Origin of the sequence: Rhodococcus sp. C3V, assembly GCF_029269915.1 — a bacterium.
GTDB lineage: Bacteria > Actinomycetota > Actinomycetes > Mycobacteriales > Mycobacteriaceae > Rhodococcus_F > Rhodococcus_F qingshengii.
Window position 1 is genome coordinate 73,317 of the sequence record NZ_JARJBE010000012.1, and the last position, 16,680, is coordinate 89,996.

18 protein-coding genes and 1 riboswitch are annotated in these 16,680 nt (G+C 61.2%); of the genes, 6 read left to right on the plus strand and 12 right to left on the minus strand.

Features of this window, described 5'->3' with window-relative positions; translation table 11 throughout:
• Nucleotides 1-29: 29 nt before the first annotated feature.
• Nucleotides 30-356 carry a hypothetical protein gene (locus P3G66_RS25985; protein ID WP_054827361.1) on the plus strand — a complete coding sequence of 109 codons (327 nt, stop codon included), beginning with the start codon at nt 30-32 and terminating at the stop codon, nt 354-356.
• A gap of 1 nt (nt 357) precedes the next feature.
• On the opposite strand, the gene P3G66_RS25990 is transcribed toward P3G66_RS25985, so the two are convergent.
• The 3 genes from P3G66_RS25990 to P3G66_RS26000 form a co-directional block, all read right to left on the minus strand.
• Nucleotides 358-711 (minus strand): UBP-type zinc finger domain-containing protein, encoded by a 354-nt coding sequence (locus tag P3G66_RS25990; RefSeq protein WP_003941317.1) that lies wholly within the window; start codon nt 709-711, stop codon nt 358-360.
• A gap of 69 nt (nt 712-780) precedes the next feature.
• Nucleotides 781-2,217 carry an ATP-binding protein gene (locus tag P3G66_RS25995; RefSeq protein WP_003941311.1) on the minus strand — a complete coding sequence of 479 codons (1,437 nt, stop codon included), beginning with the start codon at nt 2,215-2,217 and terminating at the stop codon, nt 781-783.
• A 9-nt stretch (nt 2,218-2,226) separates the two neighbouring features.
• Nucleotides 2,227-3,903, minus strand: a complete 1,677-nt coding sequence (locus P3G66_RS26000) for an FAD-dependent oxidoreductase (protein ID WP_007726067.1) — start codon at nt 3,901-3,903, stop codon at nt 2,227-2,229.
• Between the two features lie 213 nt (nt 3,904-4,116).
• Here P3G66_RS26000 and P3G66_RS26005 point away from each other — a divergent pair, with 213 nt between their 5' ends.
• Both P3G66_RS26005 and P3G66_RS26010 read left to right on the plus strand, forming a co-directional pair.
• Nucleotides 4,117-4,611: a DUF3558 domain-containing protein gene (locus tag P3G66_RS26005; RefSeq protein WP_128637981.1), complete on the plus strand. Its 495-nt coding sequence runs from the start codon at nt 4,117-4,119 to the stop codon at nt 4,609-4,611.
• A 212-nt stretch (nt 4,612-4,823) separates the two neighbouring features.
• Complete coding sequence (locus P3G66_RS26010; RefSeq protein WP_238704732.1) at nt 4,824-5,003, plus strand: hypothetical protein; 180 nt, start codon at nt 4,824-4,826, stop codon at nt 5,001-5,003.
• Between the two features lie 56 nt (nt 5,004-5,059).
• Here the strand turns inward: P3G66_RS26010 and P3G66_RS26015 are convergent, their stop codons facing one another.
• Together P3G66_RS26015 and P3G66_RS26020 are read right to left on the minus strand one after the other, a co-directional pair.
• Nucleotides 5,060-5,521, minus strand: a complete 462-nt coding sequence (locus tag P3G66_RS26015; protein WP_007726074.1) for a 6,7-dimethyl-8-ribityllumazine synthase — start codon at nt 5,519-5,521, stop codon at nt 5,060-5,062.
• Between the two features lie 46 nt (nt 5,522-5,567).
• Nucleotides 5,568-6,080 carry an Lrp/AsnC family transcriptional regulator gene (locus P3G66_RS26020; protein ID WP_003941343.1) on the minus strand — a complete coding sequence of 171 codons (513 nt, stop codon included), beginning with the start codon at nt 6,078-6,080 and terminating at the stop codon, nt 5,568-5,570.
• 219 nt (nt 6,081-6,299) lie between these two features.
• Between P3G66_RS26020 and P3G66_RS26025 the strand changes: the two genes are divergently transcribed.
• From P3G66_RS26025 to P3G66_RS26035, 3 genes are all read left to right on the plus strand, one after another.
• Complete coding sequence (locus P3G66_RS26025; protein WP_276117324.1) at nt 6,300-7,415, plus strand: Glu/Leu/Phe/Val dehydrogenase dimerization domain-containing protein; 1,116 nt, start codon at nt 6,300-6,302, stop codon at nt 7,413-7,415.
• 129 nt (nt 7,416-7,544) lie between these two features.
• The gene (locus P3G66_RS26030) at nt 7,545-8,663 is read left to right on the plus strand and encodes a class I SAM-dependent methyltransferase (RefSeq protein ID WP_042923118.1); all 1,119 of its coding nucleotides are present in this window, start codon (nt 7,545-7,547) and stop codon (nt 8,661-8,663) included.
• 113 nt (nt 8,664-8,776) lie between these two features.
• Nucleotides 8,777-10,144, plus strand: coding sequence for an acetamidase/formamidase family protein (locus P3G66_RS26035; protein WP_215516006.1), 1,368 nt, complete (start codon nt 8,777-8,779; stop codon nt 10,142-10,144).
• A 21-nt stretch (nt 10,145-10,165) separates the two neighbouring features.
• Here the strand turns inward: P3G66_RS26035 and P3G66_RS26040 are convergent, their stop codons facing one another.
• The 7 genes from P3G66_RS26040 to P3G66_RS26070 form a co-directional block, all read right to left on the minus strand.
• Complete coding sequence (locus P3G66_RS26040) at nt 10,166-11,512, minus strand: hypothetical protein (RefSeq protein WP_003941353.1); 1,347 nt, start codon at nt 11,510-11,512, stop codon at nt 10,166-10,168.
• A gap of 212 nt (nt 11,513-11,724) precedes the next feature.
• Complete coding sequence (locus tag P3G66_RS26045) at nt 11,725-12,207, minus strand: hypothetical protein (protein ID WP_003941346.1); 483 nt, start codon at nt 12,205-12,207, stop codon at nt 11,725-11,727.
• A gap of 165 nt (nt 12,208-12,372) precedes the next feature.
• Nucleotides 12,373-12,930: a LysM peptidoglycan-binding domain-containing protein gene (locus P3G66_RS26050; protein WP_030536825.1), complete on the minus strand. Its 558-nt coding sequence runs from the start codon at nt 12,928-12,930 to the stop codon at nt 12,373-12,375.
• Nucleotides 12,931-13,218: 288 nt separating this feature from the next.
• The gene (locus P3G66_RS26055) at nt 13,219-14,013 is read right to left on the minus strand and encodes an ABC transporter ATP-binding protein (protein ID WP_030536826.1); all 795 of its coding nucleotides are present in this window, start codon (nt 14,011-14,013) and stop codon (nt 13,219-13,221) included.
• Nucleotides 14,014-14,021: 8 nt separating this feature from the next.
• Entirely contained in the window at nt 14,022-14,825 is an 804-nt protein-coding gene (locus tag P3G66_RS26060; RefSeq protein WP_003941393.1) for an ABC transporter permease, read from the minus strand.
• A complete protein-coding gene (locus P3G66_RS26065) occupies nt 14,803-15,831 on the minus strand; it encodes an ABC transporter substrate-binding protein (protein WP_215516003.1) in 1,029 nt (342 codons plus the stop codon). Before P3G66_RS26065 ends, P3G66_RS26060 begins: the two co-directional genes overlap by 23 nt.
• Nucleotides 15,831-16,574: a TenA family protein gene (locus P3G66_RS26070; RefSeq protein ID WP_275232604.1), complete on the minus strand. Its 744-nt coding sequence runs from the start codon at nt 16,572-16,574 to the stop codon at nt 15,831-15,833. Before P3G66_RS26070 ends, P3G66_RS26065 begins: the two co-directional genes overlap by 1 nt.
• A riboswitch (TPP riboswitch) is annotated at nt 16,562-16,657 on the minus strand. It overlaps the preceding gene by 13 nt.
• Nucleotides 16,658-16,680: the final 23 nt, after the last annotated feature.

Here is a 16,680-nt window from a genome sequence, read left to right on the forward strand (position 1 = left end):
GCAGCTACACCCTCGAACACAGGAGTCACATGTCGAATTTGTATCTTGATGCCAAAGTCGCCGGCGAGCTGATCACGGCTTGCGCTGAACTCCGCGCGCAGTTCGAGGCAGCACTGAACTCCGCCGCACTACTCGGTCAATTGACAGGGTTCGGAACCCTAGGATCCGCACAGGCACTACAGGCTAAGTTCGAGGAGAAGGCCGTCGGTGGCCACGATGCGCTCGTCGATGTGTTGGCGAGTCATATCGCGGTCGTGGAGGCAATGCAGGCTCAGTTTCAAGCCTGCATCGACAACGCATTGGATCAGGAGTCGTCGAACGTCTCGACTTTGAGGTCGATCGACCAACCGAACTGAGTCAGTGGATGTGTTGCTGCCAATCGGCCGGGACACGACCCTTAGGCCCCGGCGTCGGCTGATCTACGGGATGTGAAGTGGGCGCAGCCAATTCAGGTCCGTCGTACGCCTCGTTGGTTTCGAAGCTCCAGAACCAATCCTCACCGGGTTCGTAGCTCTGCATGAACGGATGCTTTGTCGAGGCCGCATGCTTGCTCGCGTGCTGTGACGGTGAGGAGTCGCAACACCCCACGTGACCGCATTGCGCGCATCGACGCAGGTGCACCCACCAACCGCCGCTCGCATCGCATTCAACGCATCCCGCGCCACTGGGCGGCACACTCGGATCGATCCCCGCTGGAAGTCCGTCGGTCATGGTCCACCCTCTCGCTGACTGAAGTCGGTCATTTCATCGTGCGCTTTGCCTACCGGCCGTGCAAGGTGGCTAGTCGTCGCGCGTATCCCGCGGTGGGCCCGCGATGGGCAGCAAAACTCTGAACCGGGTGTTACCGGGCTCCGACGTGACCCGAAGCTCACCACGATGCTTGCCGACCACAATTCGCCACGAAATATCAAGGCCGAGACCGGTTCCCTCACCAACAGGCTTAGTCGTGAAGAAGGGTTCGAAGATCCTGTCGATGACGTCATCGGGAATCCCGGCGCCGGTGTCGCAGATCTCGATGCACACGCGGTCGCCATCGCGGCTTGTCCGAACGGTGAGTGTTCCCGATCCGTCCATGGCAGACACCGCATTGTCGATCAGGTTGGTCCACACCTGATTGAGTTCGGCGGCGTAGGCGTCGATCGGTGGCAGCGCGAGGTCGTATTCCTTGACGACTTCGATTCCGCTTCCGATCTTTTGCCCCAACATGATCAACGTGCTGTCGAGCAATTCGTGGACATCGATGGTCTGGAAGGGAGCGCGGTCCATCTGAGAATACTGTTTCGCCGCACCGACGAGCGTCGAGATTCTCGTTGTGGAGTCGGCGATCTCGTTCATCAGGAGTTCGGATTCGATGGTGTAATTCAGCCAGCGAATTGCGCCTTCTAGCACCGACTCGTCTACGGCTGCAGCAACATTCTCGAGCCAAGCGGTGTCGAGACCAGCCTGCACGAAGGTCGGAGCCAGATCCCAACCCTCTCGAATCGAATGATCTTCGAACCATTCACCCAACGAATCCTCTCGATCCGAGGCTTCGAGGGGAGTGAGCGTCGGCGCCTTGGCGACAACCTCTGCAACTTCCTCTTGAAGTCGCATGAGAGTGACGAGGGCATCGCGGTCGTAGGTGCCCGATGCGACCATTCCCAGTTTGTGACGCATGCCTGCGACACGCTCGCGCAAAGAGGCTGTCGCTCGAACCGCCGCGGCTGCAGGGTTATTGAGCTCGTGAGTCAACCCGGCCGACAGTGATCCGAGTGCAAGGAGTCGCTCTCGCTGATCGATGATCTGCTGAGTGTTCTTCTTGCCGAAGAAAACACCTTCGAGTAGATGAACCGCCATTGGAAACCACTCGCGCATCGCGTTGCCGAACTTGTCGGCGTCCAGGACGAAAAACGTCGAAGGAGTCGTCACTCGCATCGACCCCGCGTAGACCTGCGGTACACGATCGCCGAGATACGCCGTCCAGCCTCCCGAGTAGACGCCGCGCTGGGTGGTCCTGTTGATCTCGATGTCTTCGCCGCCCGACAGCTTGGACAGCACCACCTCGCCCTCGATGAGGACGTAGAAGCAGGTGGCAGGCTCACCTTCGAGGTAGACCTGACCTCGATCGATCTCGGTGATATGGCCTGCCTGGCACAGTGATTCGAGCTGATCGTCGGTGAGCTTCTCGAACAGGAACAGGGTGCGAAGCAAGTCTGGGCTGCATTCAGGAATGGACATCGAATCTCCCTATTGTTGAGCGAGATAGCGGTGGACGAACATCACGGCCATCGCGCCCTCTCCGACGGCCGACGCGACGCGCTTGGCCGATTCGGCGTGTACGTCCCCGGCGACAAACACTCCGGGGACACTGGTTTCGAGATGATGTGGTGCGCGGTCGAGCGGCCACCCGTCCGGGGTGACGCCTTCGGACGGAAGGTCCGGGCCGGCAAGAACGAAGCCATTCCCATCGCGGACCACCACGTCGCCGAGCCAGTCGGTGAGGGGAGCGGCTCCGATGAAGATGAACAACCACTGAGCATCGACGGTGTCTTCTTCTCCGGTGGCTCTGTTACGCAGTGTGATTCGTTCGAGGTGATCGTCACCCTCAGCGCCGACTACCTCCGTGCACGTGCGCACGGTGATCTTCGGATTCTTTTCGATCTGCTGAATCAGGTAGTAGGACATCGAGGCTTCGAGCGAGTTGCCGCGAATGAGAATGGTGACGGACCTAGCTCCGCGGGAGAGATAGACCGCAGCTTGGCCTGCCGAATTGGCGCCGCCGACTATGTACACATCTTGTTCGCTGCACCGAGCGGCTTCGGTGACGGCTGACCCGTAGTAGACCCCTCGGCCGGTGTATGTATCGAGCCCCGGCGCCGACAGTTGGCGATAGGAAACACCTGTCGCCAAGATGACCGAATGGGCGTCGACCGACGAACCGTCGTCGAAACGCACGGTGCGGGCCGAGCCGTTGATTTCCAAACCGGTGACGTCTCGCGCGGTGATGACCTCGGCGCCGAACTTGGTTGCCTGGCGTCTTGCGCGATCGGCCAACTGTGCGCCGGAAACTCCGTCGGGGAAGCCGAGGTAGTTCTCGATTCGTGAACTCTGGCCGGCCTGACCGCCGGTCGCTCGCCGTTCGATGAGGACCGTCCGAAGTCCCTCCGAAGCGCCGTACAGGGCAGCTCCCAGACCCGCAGGGCCGCCGCCGATGACAACGAGATCGTAAAAGTCTTCGGAGAGAGTAGTACTCAACCCGAGCTTGTCGGCGAGTTCGGCGTCGGTGGGCTCGACGAGTACATCTCCATTGGGTGCGATGACGACGGGAAGCCGCAGTTCGTCGGTACCGGCAGCCGAGAGCAGTCGTTGGCCTTCCGGCTCGTCCGACATGTACCAGCGATAGGCAAGTTGGTTGCGTGCCAAGAACTCTCGAACGTCGGAGGATCGCTCGGACCAACGATGGCCGATCACCTTTGTTTCCTCGGCGGGGTGATGACTCGAGCTTGCCCAGGCATCGAGCAGCGCATCGATGACGGGGTACAGCTTCTCTTCCGGGGGATCCCACGGCTTGAGGAGGTAGTGGTCGAGGTCAACGACGTTGATGGCGTCGATCGCAGCATCAGTATCGGCGTACGCGGTCAGTAGAACGCGCCGAGCTACGGGATACAGGTCCATTGCCTGTTCGAGGAACTCGATTCCACTCAAACCAGGCATGCGGTAATCGGCGACGATCACAGCGACTGCATCGCCGCGAAGTTTCATTTCACGCAAGGTTTCGAGAGCCTGGTCGCCGGACTCCGCGCGAATGATTCGGTACTTCTCGCCGTACCGTTTGCGAAGGTCTCGAACGACGGCACGCGAAACACCAGGATCGTCGTCGACGCTGAGGATCGCTGGTTTGGCCGGGGCTTTCGGTGCGCTCACTCGGTGCCTTCCCGAAGTCGTAGTCAACCTCTCCAGTATGCGACTGCTGAGCTGAGCGTCAATCGCTGACGATGCGCTCTGAGTGAACCGGCGAACCTGAACTGGGAATTTCAAGATTGCGGGAACCGATCGAGCCTCCGGTGCATCCAATACAGTGGGTCCACATCAACGGGGGGTGTCATGCGGGGGTCGGTGGGGGTTGGGCGACTGCTCATGGCTGGGGTGTTGGTGTGGGCTGCGGCAGGATGCAGCTCAGTCGTGGAGGGGGCGGCTGAGCCTGCATCCGGCCAAGAGGGTTTGTTCGATCCGTGCAACGACATTCCAGACTCGGTTCTGGAAGAAGTGGGGCTTGATCCGGCGACCGAGGAAGTTGATATCGCCGGCGTCGAGCAGCCGGGTTGGAAAATCTGTTCGTGGACTGAGTCCTGGTATTACTTGTCGATTTTTTCGACCGAAAGTTCCATCGAGACCACCAAACAGAATCCGAACTACGTGGGATTCAAGCCCGTGACGATCGGCCAGCGAGACGGCGTCGAGTTCCATCTTCAGGCGGATGCCGACCTTGTCAGATGTTTCGTCGCCTTGCCTGCTGCGCAGGGGGCGATTTGGCTCAGCGTCGATACCAAACTTGCTCTTAAGCCCGAAGGGTCGACATGCGAGCTCACGCAACATTACGCGAACCTGCTCGATCAACGTCTCCCCAGTTAAACACGTGTTCTATCGGCCGAATTGAGGATCTAATGTCTGAGACCCATACCTGGCGAACTCCAAGTGCCCACAGCATTGACCTCGACCCAAATGTTGCAGCACAGCTTGCCGTCGCGTGTGAGGGGTTTCTTGCCGAGTTGCAAGACATGGCAGGCAACTTGAACAGACTTACTGCCTTGGACTGCTTTGGGACACTTCAGTCGGGAAAAGACATGGCTGGCAAGTTTGCCCAAAAGGCCACCGGTGGTGCCGATTCACTCGAAAAGTCTCTTCTCAGTCATGCGCTTGTAATCACCGAGATGCGGGACTTCTTCCAGCAATGCGTCGACCGCTACGGCGAAGTCGACGACTCGAATGCCTCCGCACTGGCAAGCGTCGAGACCCCTCGATAGACACAAAAAATCTCGCTGAGCCGATGGCATTCGACTCAGCGAGACTTGGGTAACGACTAGTTGGTGGGCAGGGCCTTCAACGACTTGACGGTGGCGTCGACCGCACGCGCAGCCTCGGCGCCCTTCTTCACGAAATGCGTGCTGAAGTAGTCGACGTGCTCGGCGTGCTCGTGGAAGTGATGCGGCGTCAAGACCACCGAGAAAACCGGAACGTCGGTGTCGAGCTGCACGCGCATCAGACCGTCGATGACAGCCGTCGCCACGAAGTCATGCCGGTAGATACCGCCGTCGACGACCAGACCTGCGGCAACGATCGCCTGGTAGCGGCCGGTCTTGGCCAACCGCCGGGCGTGCAGCGGGATCTCGAAAGCTCCCGGTACCTCGAAGAAATCAACCGTGTCCTTGGGGTAGCCGAGCTCGACGATCGCGTCGGTGAATCCGTCGCGTGCACGGTCGACGATGTTGCGATGCCACGTCGCCTGAATGAACGCGATGCGCTGTCCCTGGATCTCACTCATAACCATGAAACTAGCGCACTGGGAAGCATCGACGCGACCACCCGTCCTAGTCCTGCTGACGGGGGAAGGCGGTCGAACGACCCCAGCCGGCGTCATTGGTGAGGTGCTCGAGGAGAGGCTGAATTCGATACGGAAGGGGATTGGTCAGAGCGATGGTCGTGGTCGAATGCGTGACGCCTGGAAGTGACACGATCTGCTCGGCCAACTTCTGCAGGGCCGCGTGCGTCGAGGTGGCGACGCGAACGAGCAAATCCTCGCGACCGGTCGTGGCGTGAATTTCGATCACCTCGGGCAACTCGGTCAGACTCCGAGCGACTGCACTGATCTTGCCCTGCTCGAGTTCCAGACCGACAAATGCCTGAATCGGGATACCGACCTCGGGGAGATTGAGATTCGGCCGAAACCCGGTGAGAAGTCCGTTGGATTCCATGCGCTTCATTCGCGACTGGACGGTGTTGCGGGCGACGCCCAACGAGTTGGCCAACTCGGCCACACTCATCCTCGAGTCCTTGCTGAGCAGACCGAGCAACTGGACGTCGAGCTTGTCGATGCTGAGCACTTTGTGAACCTCTCCTCAGTGATATGAGTCACTGGATGATCGAATTGACTAGTTCAAGAGATTTGCATTGACCAAATCGTAACTCAGGCAGAGCATTGGTTCCACGAATTGCTCAGCGGGATTCTCTTTGGGTTATTTGTCCCCAATAGTACCCAACGGCCAATTCGTCCCAATATTTCGACTGCGCCCCGTTTATCCTTCGGAAAGGTCTATCCCACAATGACTCTCACCGCCGAGCCCGTGAACTCCGTTGTTTCCCATGACGACACTGCGGGCGTGTTCGATCGCGCCGACTACCTGCGCGATTACCCCCACGAGCAGGTGAGCTTCTTCCAGGATCCCGCGAGCGGCCTCAAGGCCATCGTCGCCATCCACTCCACGACGCTCGGTCCCGCGCTCGGCGGAACGCGCTTCTACCCGTACTCCGACGAATCTGCCGCAGTCACAGACGTTTTGCGCCTCTCGCGCGGCATGACCTACAAGGCTGCGGTTGCCGGCGTCGACCTCGGCGGCGGCAAGGCTGTCATCATCGGCGACCCCGCAACGGCCAAGACCGACGAATTGCTCGGCGCCTACGCAAAATTCGTCCAGACCCTCGGCGGTCGCTACATCACCGCTGGTGATGTCGGAACCAACTCCAACGATCTCGACATCATCGGTCGTAACACCGACTACGTCGTCGGCCGCAACGCTATGGTCGGCGGTTCCGGCGACAGCGCTCCGATGACGGCCCTCGGCGTATTCCAGTCGATGCGCGCCGCGGCACAGTCGCATTGGGGCACTCCGTCGCTCGCAGGCAAGACTGTTGGTGTCGAGGGCACAGGCAAGGTCGGCTACGAGCTGATCAAGCTTCTCCTCGCAGACGGCGCAACCGTGTTGGCGACTGACGTCAACGCCGGAGCGCTCGATCGCGTCAAGGCGGACTTCCCGCAGGTGAGCATCGTCGACAGCATCATCGACGCTGATCTCGACGTTTACGCACCGTGTGCGATGGGCGCAACACTCACCGACACGACCGCACGCTCGATCAAGGCCGAGGTTGTCTGCGGCGCTGCCAACAACCAGCTCACCGTGCCCGAGGTCGAGAACATCCTCCGCGACCGCGGCATCACCTGGACCCCCGATTACGTCGCCAACGGCGGCGGCCTCATCCAGGTTGCCGGCGAGCTGAAGGGCAACTCGGCCGAAGAGGTCAAGCTCAAGGTCGAGAAGATCTTCGACACGGTCACCGAGATCTTCGCGAAGTCGAAGAACGACGGAATCCTCGCCGGCGAGGCTGCTGACGCGGTCGCCGAGGCTCGGATCGCCGAGGTAGCTCGCGTAGCCAAGGGCTGACATCCCTCTCGCAGTCATGTAGCGCGGCCGGTCCCGACTAGTGTGGACACCAGACGAGCAGATTTTGCAGATCTGGACCACATCAGCCGGTAGACCGGCCGCTATGCGTCGGACGCCGGAAGGGCTTACATGACTGAACAATTCGCAGTGTGGACCGAGAACGACGTCGAGCAATCGGCCCGTTGGGGTTCGACGAGCAACGCCCCGGTGCCCAAGCGCATCGTTGTCGCCGACGACACGATGAAGGCCGACGACGCCTATCGCTTGGCATGCGAAGGCACGGCGTTGTTGTGGCGCGGAGATTTTCAGAACGCTCGCCAACTGTCGAAGGCCGTCGCGTCGCGCATCGACCGCAAGCCGCGCCGAGCGTCCGACGACCCAGCCAAAGCCTTCCATCTCCACCGGCAGACCCAAGGACGCCGCGCGCAGATCCTCGGCATGCTGCTCATTCCCTTGGATGCAGATCTGTCGATTCCACTCCGGCGAGCCCCGGACGCGCAAGTCGCGTTGACCGAAGCTTTCGGGATTACCGGTGAGCCTTCGGTTCGCTCGTTGCGTGACATCCTCGGCGCGATCGGCGCTCACGAGTGGCACCGCAAAGGTGTTTTCATCGAGGCTCTCGACGCACGAGTGCATCCCGCCTTCGGAGTGTTCTCACCCGTCCGCGGGGAGTATGTCGATCTTGTCGCGTCTGCGCCACTGCCGTCGACGGAATCGGCTTTCGACATCGGCACCGGCACCGGCGTTCTTGCTGCCGTCCTGGCGCGGCGTGGAGTTCAGACGGTGACGGCCACCGACCAGGACCCCCGGGCACTGCAATGCGCTCGTAGCAACCTCTCGCGGCTTGGCTACGGCGATCAGGTGACCGTGGTGGAAGCAGACCTCTTTCCCGAAGGCACCGCTCCGTTGGTGGTCTGCAATCCTCCCTGGATTCCGGCCAAGGCCACCTCGCCCATCGAATACGCCGTCTACGACCCCGCTGGAGCGATGCTGAAGGGCTTCCTGACTGGTGTCGCAGCGCATCTGGACGACGGGGGAGAAGCGTGGCTGATCCTCTCGGACATTGCCGAACACCTCGGTCTCCGAACGCGATCCGAACTACACGACCTGATTGCGGCCGGTGGGCTCACTGTTGTCGATCGCATGGACGTCAAGCCGACGCACGCAAAGGTCAGTGACCGAACCGATGCGCTTCACGCTGCCCGGGCACGAGAGACGACCTCGCTCTGGCGGCTTCGCCGTCGCTGAATTCATTCTCAGTCAACGGTATTTCCTTGCCATGAAATGGTAATGAACGAGTAACAAATCGGGTCTAGCTTTCTTCGCAGTCGCACATCGTCACGCACTCCGGAGGAATCTCGATGGAAAACACTCTTGCCCGCAACGCAGCCGAAGATCTGACGAAAGGTCTTGGCCGACGCGGATTCATGAGGGCAGTCGCTGCCCTCGGTGCGGGCGTAGGAGTTGCCGGTGTGGCTTCGGGATGCGCGCACTCGAACGCGTCACCGGCTGGATCGTCCTCCTCTGCACTACCGTTCGCCGATGGCATTCCGATTCTGCAACCGGGCAGCGGAAACGTCAGTGGCGATCACTATCTGAGTTCGGATCCGTCGGACGTCATGTGGGGTTATGTGCCCAACATCCACACCCGCGAGGTGATGCGGATGAAGTCGGGCCAGACCGTCACGATCGACGCCCTCTCGCACGAGGGAATTCTCGAGGATCAAGGGCGCAATCCTCTCGAATACTTCGGTAGCAAAGGCGTTTCCGAGAAGGACGTGCTCGAGGATGCGATTGCCGTTGCGGCCGAATACAACCGAACCGAACGAAACTTCGACAAGGACGGACCGCACGTCGTCACCGGCCCGGTCTTCGTCGAAGGCGCCCAGCCTGGAGACGTACTCAAGATCGAGACTCTCGAAGCCATTCCCCGCGTGCCGTACGGCGTTGTGTCGAGCAGACACGGCAAGGGCGCTCTCGCCGTCACAGCAGACGGAACCGCTCCAGCGGGAATCACTCTGGACGAAGTCATGCCGCCGGTCGCCACAGACGGGCGCGCAACAAAGGACCCGTTGAAGTACGGCGGTGTTTCCACTTTCACGGCGATCGAAGACGGCAAGGGCGTGATGCCTTTCGGACAGTCGAAGGTGCGGTTTCCCCTGCGGCCCTTCATGGGAATGATGGGAGTTGCCTATTCTGCGGATGCAGACCCGACATCCCCGTCGTCGAACTCCATTCCTCCGACCCTGGGCGGCGGAAACATCGACATCAGGCATCTCGGTGTCGGATCAACCTTCTATTTGCCGGTATTCGCTGAAGGCGCCCTCTTCTACGTCGGTGACCCCCACATGGCCATGGGTGACGGTGAGGCGGCGCTGACGGCGATGGAAGGATCGCTGCGCGGCACGTTCCGACTCAGCGTGTGCAAGAAGGATTCCGGTGACGCTCCATCGGTGGCTTTCGGATACCCGTTCGCCGAGACCGAGGAGGCCTGGATTCCGATCGGCCTGTCCGACCCCAACGGTTCGGTCGATGGGCAGAACAGTGACCTCAACGGCGCCATGCGGCGCGCGGTGGTCAACGCGCTCGACTTCCTCGAGCATGATCGCGGAATGGATCGAGCGACGGCCTACGCCTATCTTTCTGCCGCAGCCGATTTCACGGTCTCGCAGGTTGTCGATCGAACCGTGGGCGTCCACGGACAGATCTTCAAATCCCACTTCGAATAGCGGGAAAGGCGATCCGTGTTGTCAGGACGGATCGTCGAAGAGGCTCTGTTGCAAGGGATCGGCAAACAAGCCCATTTGCTCAGGTTGCGGCTTTGCCGGCGTCTCGGTTCGAGAATTGGGTAGGACCACCAGTCGCAAGGCCCCCCGCAGACGGTCGACCATGAGTTCCCACCCGCCGACCTGATCCTCGTATCCCGCAGCCTCTTCGGCGTCTCCGCGACTGTGGGCGTCCACAGCCTGACTACGCAGCTGAATCTGCCATTCGTTGCTGATGTGGAGGAGCTGAAGAATCAGATCGCGATCACGACCACAGACATCGGCTACCGCGTCGAGATCCTCGGCCACGTCCAGATCGAGGTGCAGCAGGGTCTCGAGTTCGGGAGGAAGGTCCTCGGCCGTCAGATCGGGCTGCAGCGAGGAGGAGTCACCGCTCTTGTTCGCGAAGAAGAGGTCTCCGCCGACGCGTGCGGCGAACTCGTCGTCCACGGTACGCAGGAACGACGTCAGGGCGGCGCACGTATCGGTGAGTTGCTTGGGAACGAATGGCGAACCCGCCACCTCGAGGAACACCGACAGACGGTCGTCGATCAAGACGAACTTGATGCGCGACCACTTGCGGTTGAGATCGGCGATGACCTCGGCTGCACGGGTGCGGTTGCTGATGTCCTGAACGAGTGGGGAGAACAACTGCACGTCCATGGACTCGGAAAGCGGACCGACGAACATGACAGTCGAACCGACACGAATGGGTATGTCGCCGTCGCTGTCTCGCTCGGGAAGAGTGCCGAGCATGGGAAGCAAAGCGAGAGTGACCAACTCCTTGAGGTGGTCGATGTCGTTGGGCATGTAGGCCGCGGTGGGGTCGAGTGTCGGAAGTTCTGTCGACTCGACGACCGACGGATCGAAATCCGGAGTCTGCTCGTTGCCGGTGAGATCGCTGGATAGAAAAGCCGGGTGGTGCACACCGAACACATCACGGAATGCAGCGACAGTCATCGCTGCGAGCTGATCGGCCCAGTTCTGCGCCTTGTCGACGCAGAAGGCGGGGGAGTTGTTCGGATCCTCGAGATTCTCGGAAGGCGGATTCCAGCCGAGTGCGATCAACTTTTGTTCGTCGGCATCTTCGAGTCGATAGCGCGGATGAAGGAAGTCGTTGGAAGGAACCTCGCAGCGGACTGTGTTCTCGTCCCACACGAGGAACTGAACGCATGGCGCTGCGCCGTCAGCTGGATCGAAGTCGCCGGTGGACGATTCCACGGCAAGAACGTCGCCGTCGACCATGATGGAAATGTGATCGCCGAGGCGACGTTGAAATTCTGCCCACGCCCGGTCGACACTGACATCGAGATCGAAGCCCATTGCGCTCATCAGCCACCTCCTTCCGCAAAAGCTCAGACCTATACGGTATCGCGAGGCTCCGACAATGCTGCTGTCCTTTTCCGGTCGACCGGATTGCAGCGGACCACGAACCGTGACGACGAGGAAGGTAGTTGCAGGTAGATCGGTTATTCGAGAGCGGCGACTGAAGTGTGCCTGTAACCGCCGTCACGCCAGGCGGTGTGCGGGCGAAAGAGCGAGGGTTATCCGGCGAGAACGGGCGAGACCTCGACGACGGGCGGCGTGGACCCGGTCGTGACAACGGGGGTGGTGCTGGTCTTGGTGGTTGTGGCCGTCGCGGTCGGTGACGAGGTCGCGGTAGCCGACGCAGTTGTGGTGGATGAGACGGGTGTTGTCGTACTGGTGGCCGTCGTAGTCGAGGTGGCGGAGCTCGTGCTTGTCGCGGTCACCACAAGCGGCTGATTACGAGGAGCAGTCGTCTCGTCGGCGATTCGCCAGGTCGGCGTCGGCGGGATGACAACCGTGGGGACTGCAACCGAGCTGTAGAACGCGGCCGGTTCGATCCCGGCGACGGACTCCACGGAAACCGACGAGACCAGAGTGGGAGGCTTCACCACAGGGCCGCCGGCACCGAATGCGCCGGCTGCTCCGCCGAAAACGAGGCCTGATGTCAGAGAAAGAGCGGCCACTGCGACAGCGCCGATCATGACTGTTCTGTCTTTCATGCACACCTGTCCTTCGGGAGCAGTACGGAAGTACTGTAGGCGAAAAGATGCCGCAATGGAGTATCAGGGTCTGCTGGGCGGGACGCGAATCTGTGTGGCGTAGAACACAAAAGGCCCTGGGTGCCGACGCGGACGTCGGCACCCAGGGCCAGGTCAAGCAGTGAATCAGGCGGGGATCGTCAGTACCTGACCGGCGTTGATGAGATCCGGGTTCGGGATGCCGTTTGCATCCGCGATGCGCTGGTACTGGTTGCCGTCACCGTAGAAACGCTCTGCGATCGCCCACAGGGTGTCGCCGCTTTCGACGGTGTAGCTCTGCGCTGCCGGAGCGGCGGGGGCAGGCTCGGGCTCGGGTGCCGGAGCGGGCTCCGGGGCAGCCTCGGCGGCCGGCGCTGCGATTGCAGTGTCCGAAGACCACAGAGCATTTCCGCCGACGGACAGAACGACGTTGCGATCGTCCTGAACCGAGAGGGAGGCACCGTCGTTGCCTGCGGTCTGCGATGCCCACACGGCGTCGGAGTCCTTGTAGATGACGAAGTTTCCGTCAGCCTGCACCTCGGCGCGGTTGGCGCCGGATCCGTTGGTGCCTGCGGCCCAAACAGCCTGTCCGCCCTCGGACAGAACCAGGTTGCCGTCGTCCTGCAAGGTGAGGGTGTATGCGCCGTTGTCGGACTTGAGTTCCTGGCCGACTCCGAGGCTCTGACCTGACTGCAGTGTGCTCACGCTGTCCCTTTCCAAATCTGTTGCGCTGACTGTGCCTCCACGATTCCGCTTTACCGTCCAGTTACCTTCTGGCCGTTGGTCTCGTAGGCGACCGAGTGTACGTTACCGAAGAGTACAGAGAATTGTGCAGCGTTGGCGGATTGCGTGTCGAGCGTTCGGATCTTGCTGATATTAAGGCGTTTTGGGCGAACGCGCCGCGACATCCTACGCGAAGTTGCACCGTTGCGATGCACTTTCTCTTGAACGGCAGGTGAAATCGGCGCGCTCTCAGCGCATTGTCAGTAACCGCTAGGGGTGTAGCGACTTGCGCGTCTCGTCGTGGAGTACGGCAAGCAGTTCACGCTCGACGTCGGCGAACTCGGGCGAGGTGATCATGTCCAGTTCGCGTGGCCTCGGCAAGGGAACGTCGACGACGCACCTGACCGTTGCCGGCCTCGCCGACAGAACGACCACGCGATCGGACAGATAGATCGCTTCACGAATATCGTGGGTGATCATCAGCACGGTCCACCGGTACTGCTGCCACACGTCTTGTAGCCAGGCCTGCATCTCGGTGCGGGTCAACGAGTCCAGTGCGCCGAACGGCTCGTCGAGCAGCAGGACAGGTTTGCCCTGAACAACGGTGCGCAGCATCGCCGCTCGCTGGCGCATGCCGCCGGACAGTTGTGACGGCCGGGCGTCCTCGAATCCGGACAGTCCGAACGCCGGGAACAACTCGCGAGCGCGCTCGCGTGCTTCCTTCTTGCCGACTCCCTGCACTTCCAAACCGAGGGCCGTGTTGTCCAATACCGAACGCCAAGGGAACAGAAGATCTTTCTGCGGCATGTACGCGGTATGCACCTCGGTGGCTGGTTCGGATTCCGTTGCGCGCGTGCCCACACGGACCGAACCCGCGGTCGGGGATTCGAGCCCGGCCAGGACGTTGAAGATCGTGCTCTTGCCGCAGCCGCTCGGCCCGATCACCGACACGAATTCGCCCGCGTCGGCACCAAAGGACACCGAATCGAGCACGAGACGCGATTCTCCGGCCGTGTCGAACCTCTTGGTCAGGTCCTGGATTTCGACCATTGCATCCTCGACCATCGGGTCAGTCATGTCCGCGACCTTTCGTTCATCGCCCATGGTGCAACGATGCGCTCGATGGCGAACGTCAGCAAGTACAGCGTGACGCTGATCAACGCGGTCACAAGTACGGCCGCCAACACCAGGTCGGTGCGGAAGGAGTTCTTCTGGGTGCTCATGTAGATACCCAAACCGGAAGTAGCGCCGACGTATTCGGAGAACACCGCACCCACGACCGCATACGTGATGCCGATGCGGAGGGCAGTGAAGAATCGCGGAATTGCCGAAGGAAGGCGAACGTATCTGAACTCCTGCCAGCGAGTGCTGCCCATACTGCGCAGGAGAGCGCCCGCTTCCCGGTCGGCTGCGGCAAATCCCTCGATGAGTCCGATGGTCATGGGGAAGAACGTCGCAAGGGCGATCACCAACACCTTCGGCAACAACCCGAAGCCGAACCAGATGATCATCAGCGGCGCGATGGCGATGATCGGCAGCGTCTGCGAGACGACAAAAAGTGGTACCAGCGCGCGTGACAACCACGGCGAAAAGTCCACGACCACGGCAAGAATCCAGGCCAACACCAATGAAACAGTGAAGCCGACCAACGTGACCTGCAATGTCGACCAGGCGTGGCCGGAGATGATCTCGCGGTTGTCCCACCCCTGGGACAGAACGCGCCCCGGAGACGGAAGTACTTGCGGCCGAATCCCACTGATCTCGACGTAGATCTGCCACGCCGCCACGAGGAGCACCACCACGGCGAGCGCGGGAAGCGCCCGCCGCATGGTCGAGACCAACCGTCCGCTCACGTCAGGACGCGTCGAGATACTCATTGGTGAAGTACTCCGACCAGTCCGGCTTCTGGGTCAACGGCTTCCCGTCGGGTCCGGCGAGCAATCCGTTCTCGAAGAGGAATCCCGAGTAGCCCGACCAGGTTTCGAGATTCTGGGCGCCCACGACGCCGTTGGCGTCTTTCATGTAGTCGGCGGCGAGCATCCGCTGACTCTCACGCACGAGGTCTTCGTCGGTGAAAGCTCCGGGGTTCGCGTCGATGAGATCCTGCGCGGCCCGGTCCGGGTTGTCGGCAGCAGTCTGATATCCGCGTTGAACGGCTTTGACGAACTTGCGTGCCTCGTCGGGATGGTCTTTCAACCACTGCTGGTTGCCGTTGATCACGATCGAATATGCATCGGGGAAGCCGTAATCGGTGTACTGGAAGTACCGCATCGGAGTTCCGTTTCGCTCCGCTTCGAGGCCTTCCCACGCAAAGTAGGAGACGGTGAAGTCTGCCTGGCCCGAGTACACGGCTTCGTACGCGGAAGTTCCGAGCGTGACCGTCGTGAAGTTCCCGGTCCCGCCGTCGTTGCGGATGATCTGCTGCAGCGTTTCGACTTCGCCGGGATCGCCGAACCCGGCGTACGTCTTCCCGTCGAGATCACGTGGGCGCGTGATGTCCGCACGATCCGCCTTCACGCCGATGCCGGTGGCGCGGTGCTGAAGTGGCGCGATGACGGACGTCGTGGCGGCGCCGGCTGCACGGGCGAACGTGGCCTGACTCTGTGTGCTGATGCCGAACTCGGCATTGCCGGCATCGACCAGGGTGTCGGGCGAGGTGTTGTTGTACGGCAGGATCGAGACGTCCAGGCCGGCGTCCTCGAAGTAGCCCTCTTGGAGTGCTACGTACAAACCGGTGTGGTTCGTGTTCGGTGTCCAGTCGAGTGCGAACCGAATGGTCCCGTCGGAAGAGCCGGTGTCAGAGGCGCATCCGGTCAGAACTGTGAACGCGGCTGCGATCGCGGCAGACGTGGCAAGCGTGCGGCGCAGCGCCGCAAACGACATCACGACGCCGGCCAAGGCTGCTGGTGGAGTGCGGAATCCCAGAACATCAGCTCATAGCGGCTGGCGATGCGGAATGCTTCACTCATCGCCTCACGCTCTGTCTCGGTGGCAGCTTCGGCCGCAGCATCGACCAGTACGCGGGCCTGCGCCACCGACTCGTGGAATTCGGGTGCGTCGTAGGTCGTGACCCACTGTGCGTACGGATGCGACGGATCGGCGTCGAGTACCTCGCGCGCTGAAGCGGCAAGATCGCGGCCGACCTCGGCGTAGATCCAGAAGCAGGGGAGTACTGCCGCTGCGGAGACCGGGTAAGGCGCAGTTGCTGCAGTCGCCGTCAGATACGAGACGTATCCCAGGCAGGCCTGCGAATGCTTGAGCCTTCCCGATCCCGCTGGAAGAATTCCACCGGTGAGAAGTCCGTCGTGAAGCGCAGATTCCACTGTCGCTGCCGTGGACGCGGAATTCGACCAGAAGCCCGCGGACTGCGGATCCGGGGCATGGGCCGCGACCAGGGACAACGCTTTCGAATACCCCTCGAGATAAAGCTTGTCCTGCTCGATGTACGTGCGGAACGCGTCGAGAGGCAATGTTCCGTCGCCGAGGCGGCGGAGGAACTCCAGTGAGTCGATCGACTCGCGGAGGGCCTTCGTCTCGGCCCAGAGTCGATCTGTGAACCGATCCGTCGACGGCGCTGTGGCCACCGAGTTTTCGGCAGAATTGTATGCAGGCTGCGTAGTAGCCATGACATCCCTTCGTCAGCATTACCTGATCAGGTTCCCGGGTGTGTTCTCAGCCCCGCCCATGCGGAGCACCCCGTGTCAGAACTAGGCGACCTTAACACCGAGGGGT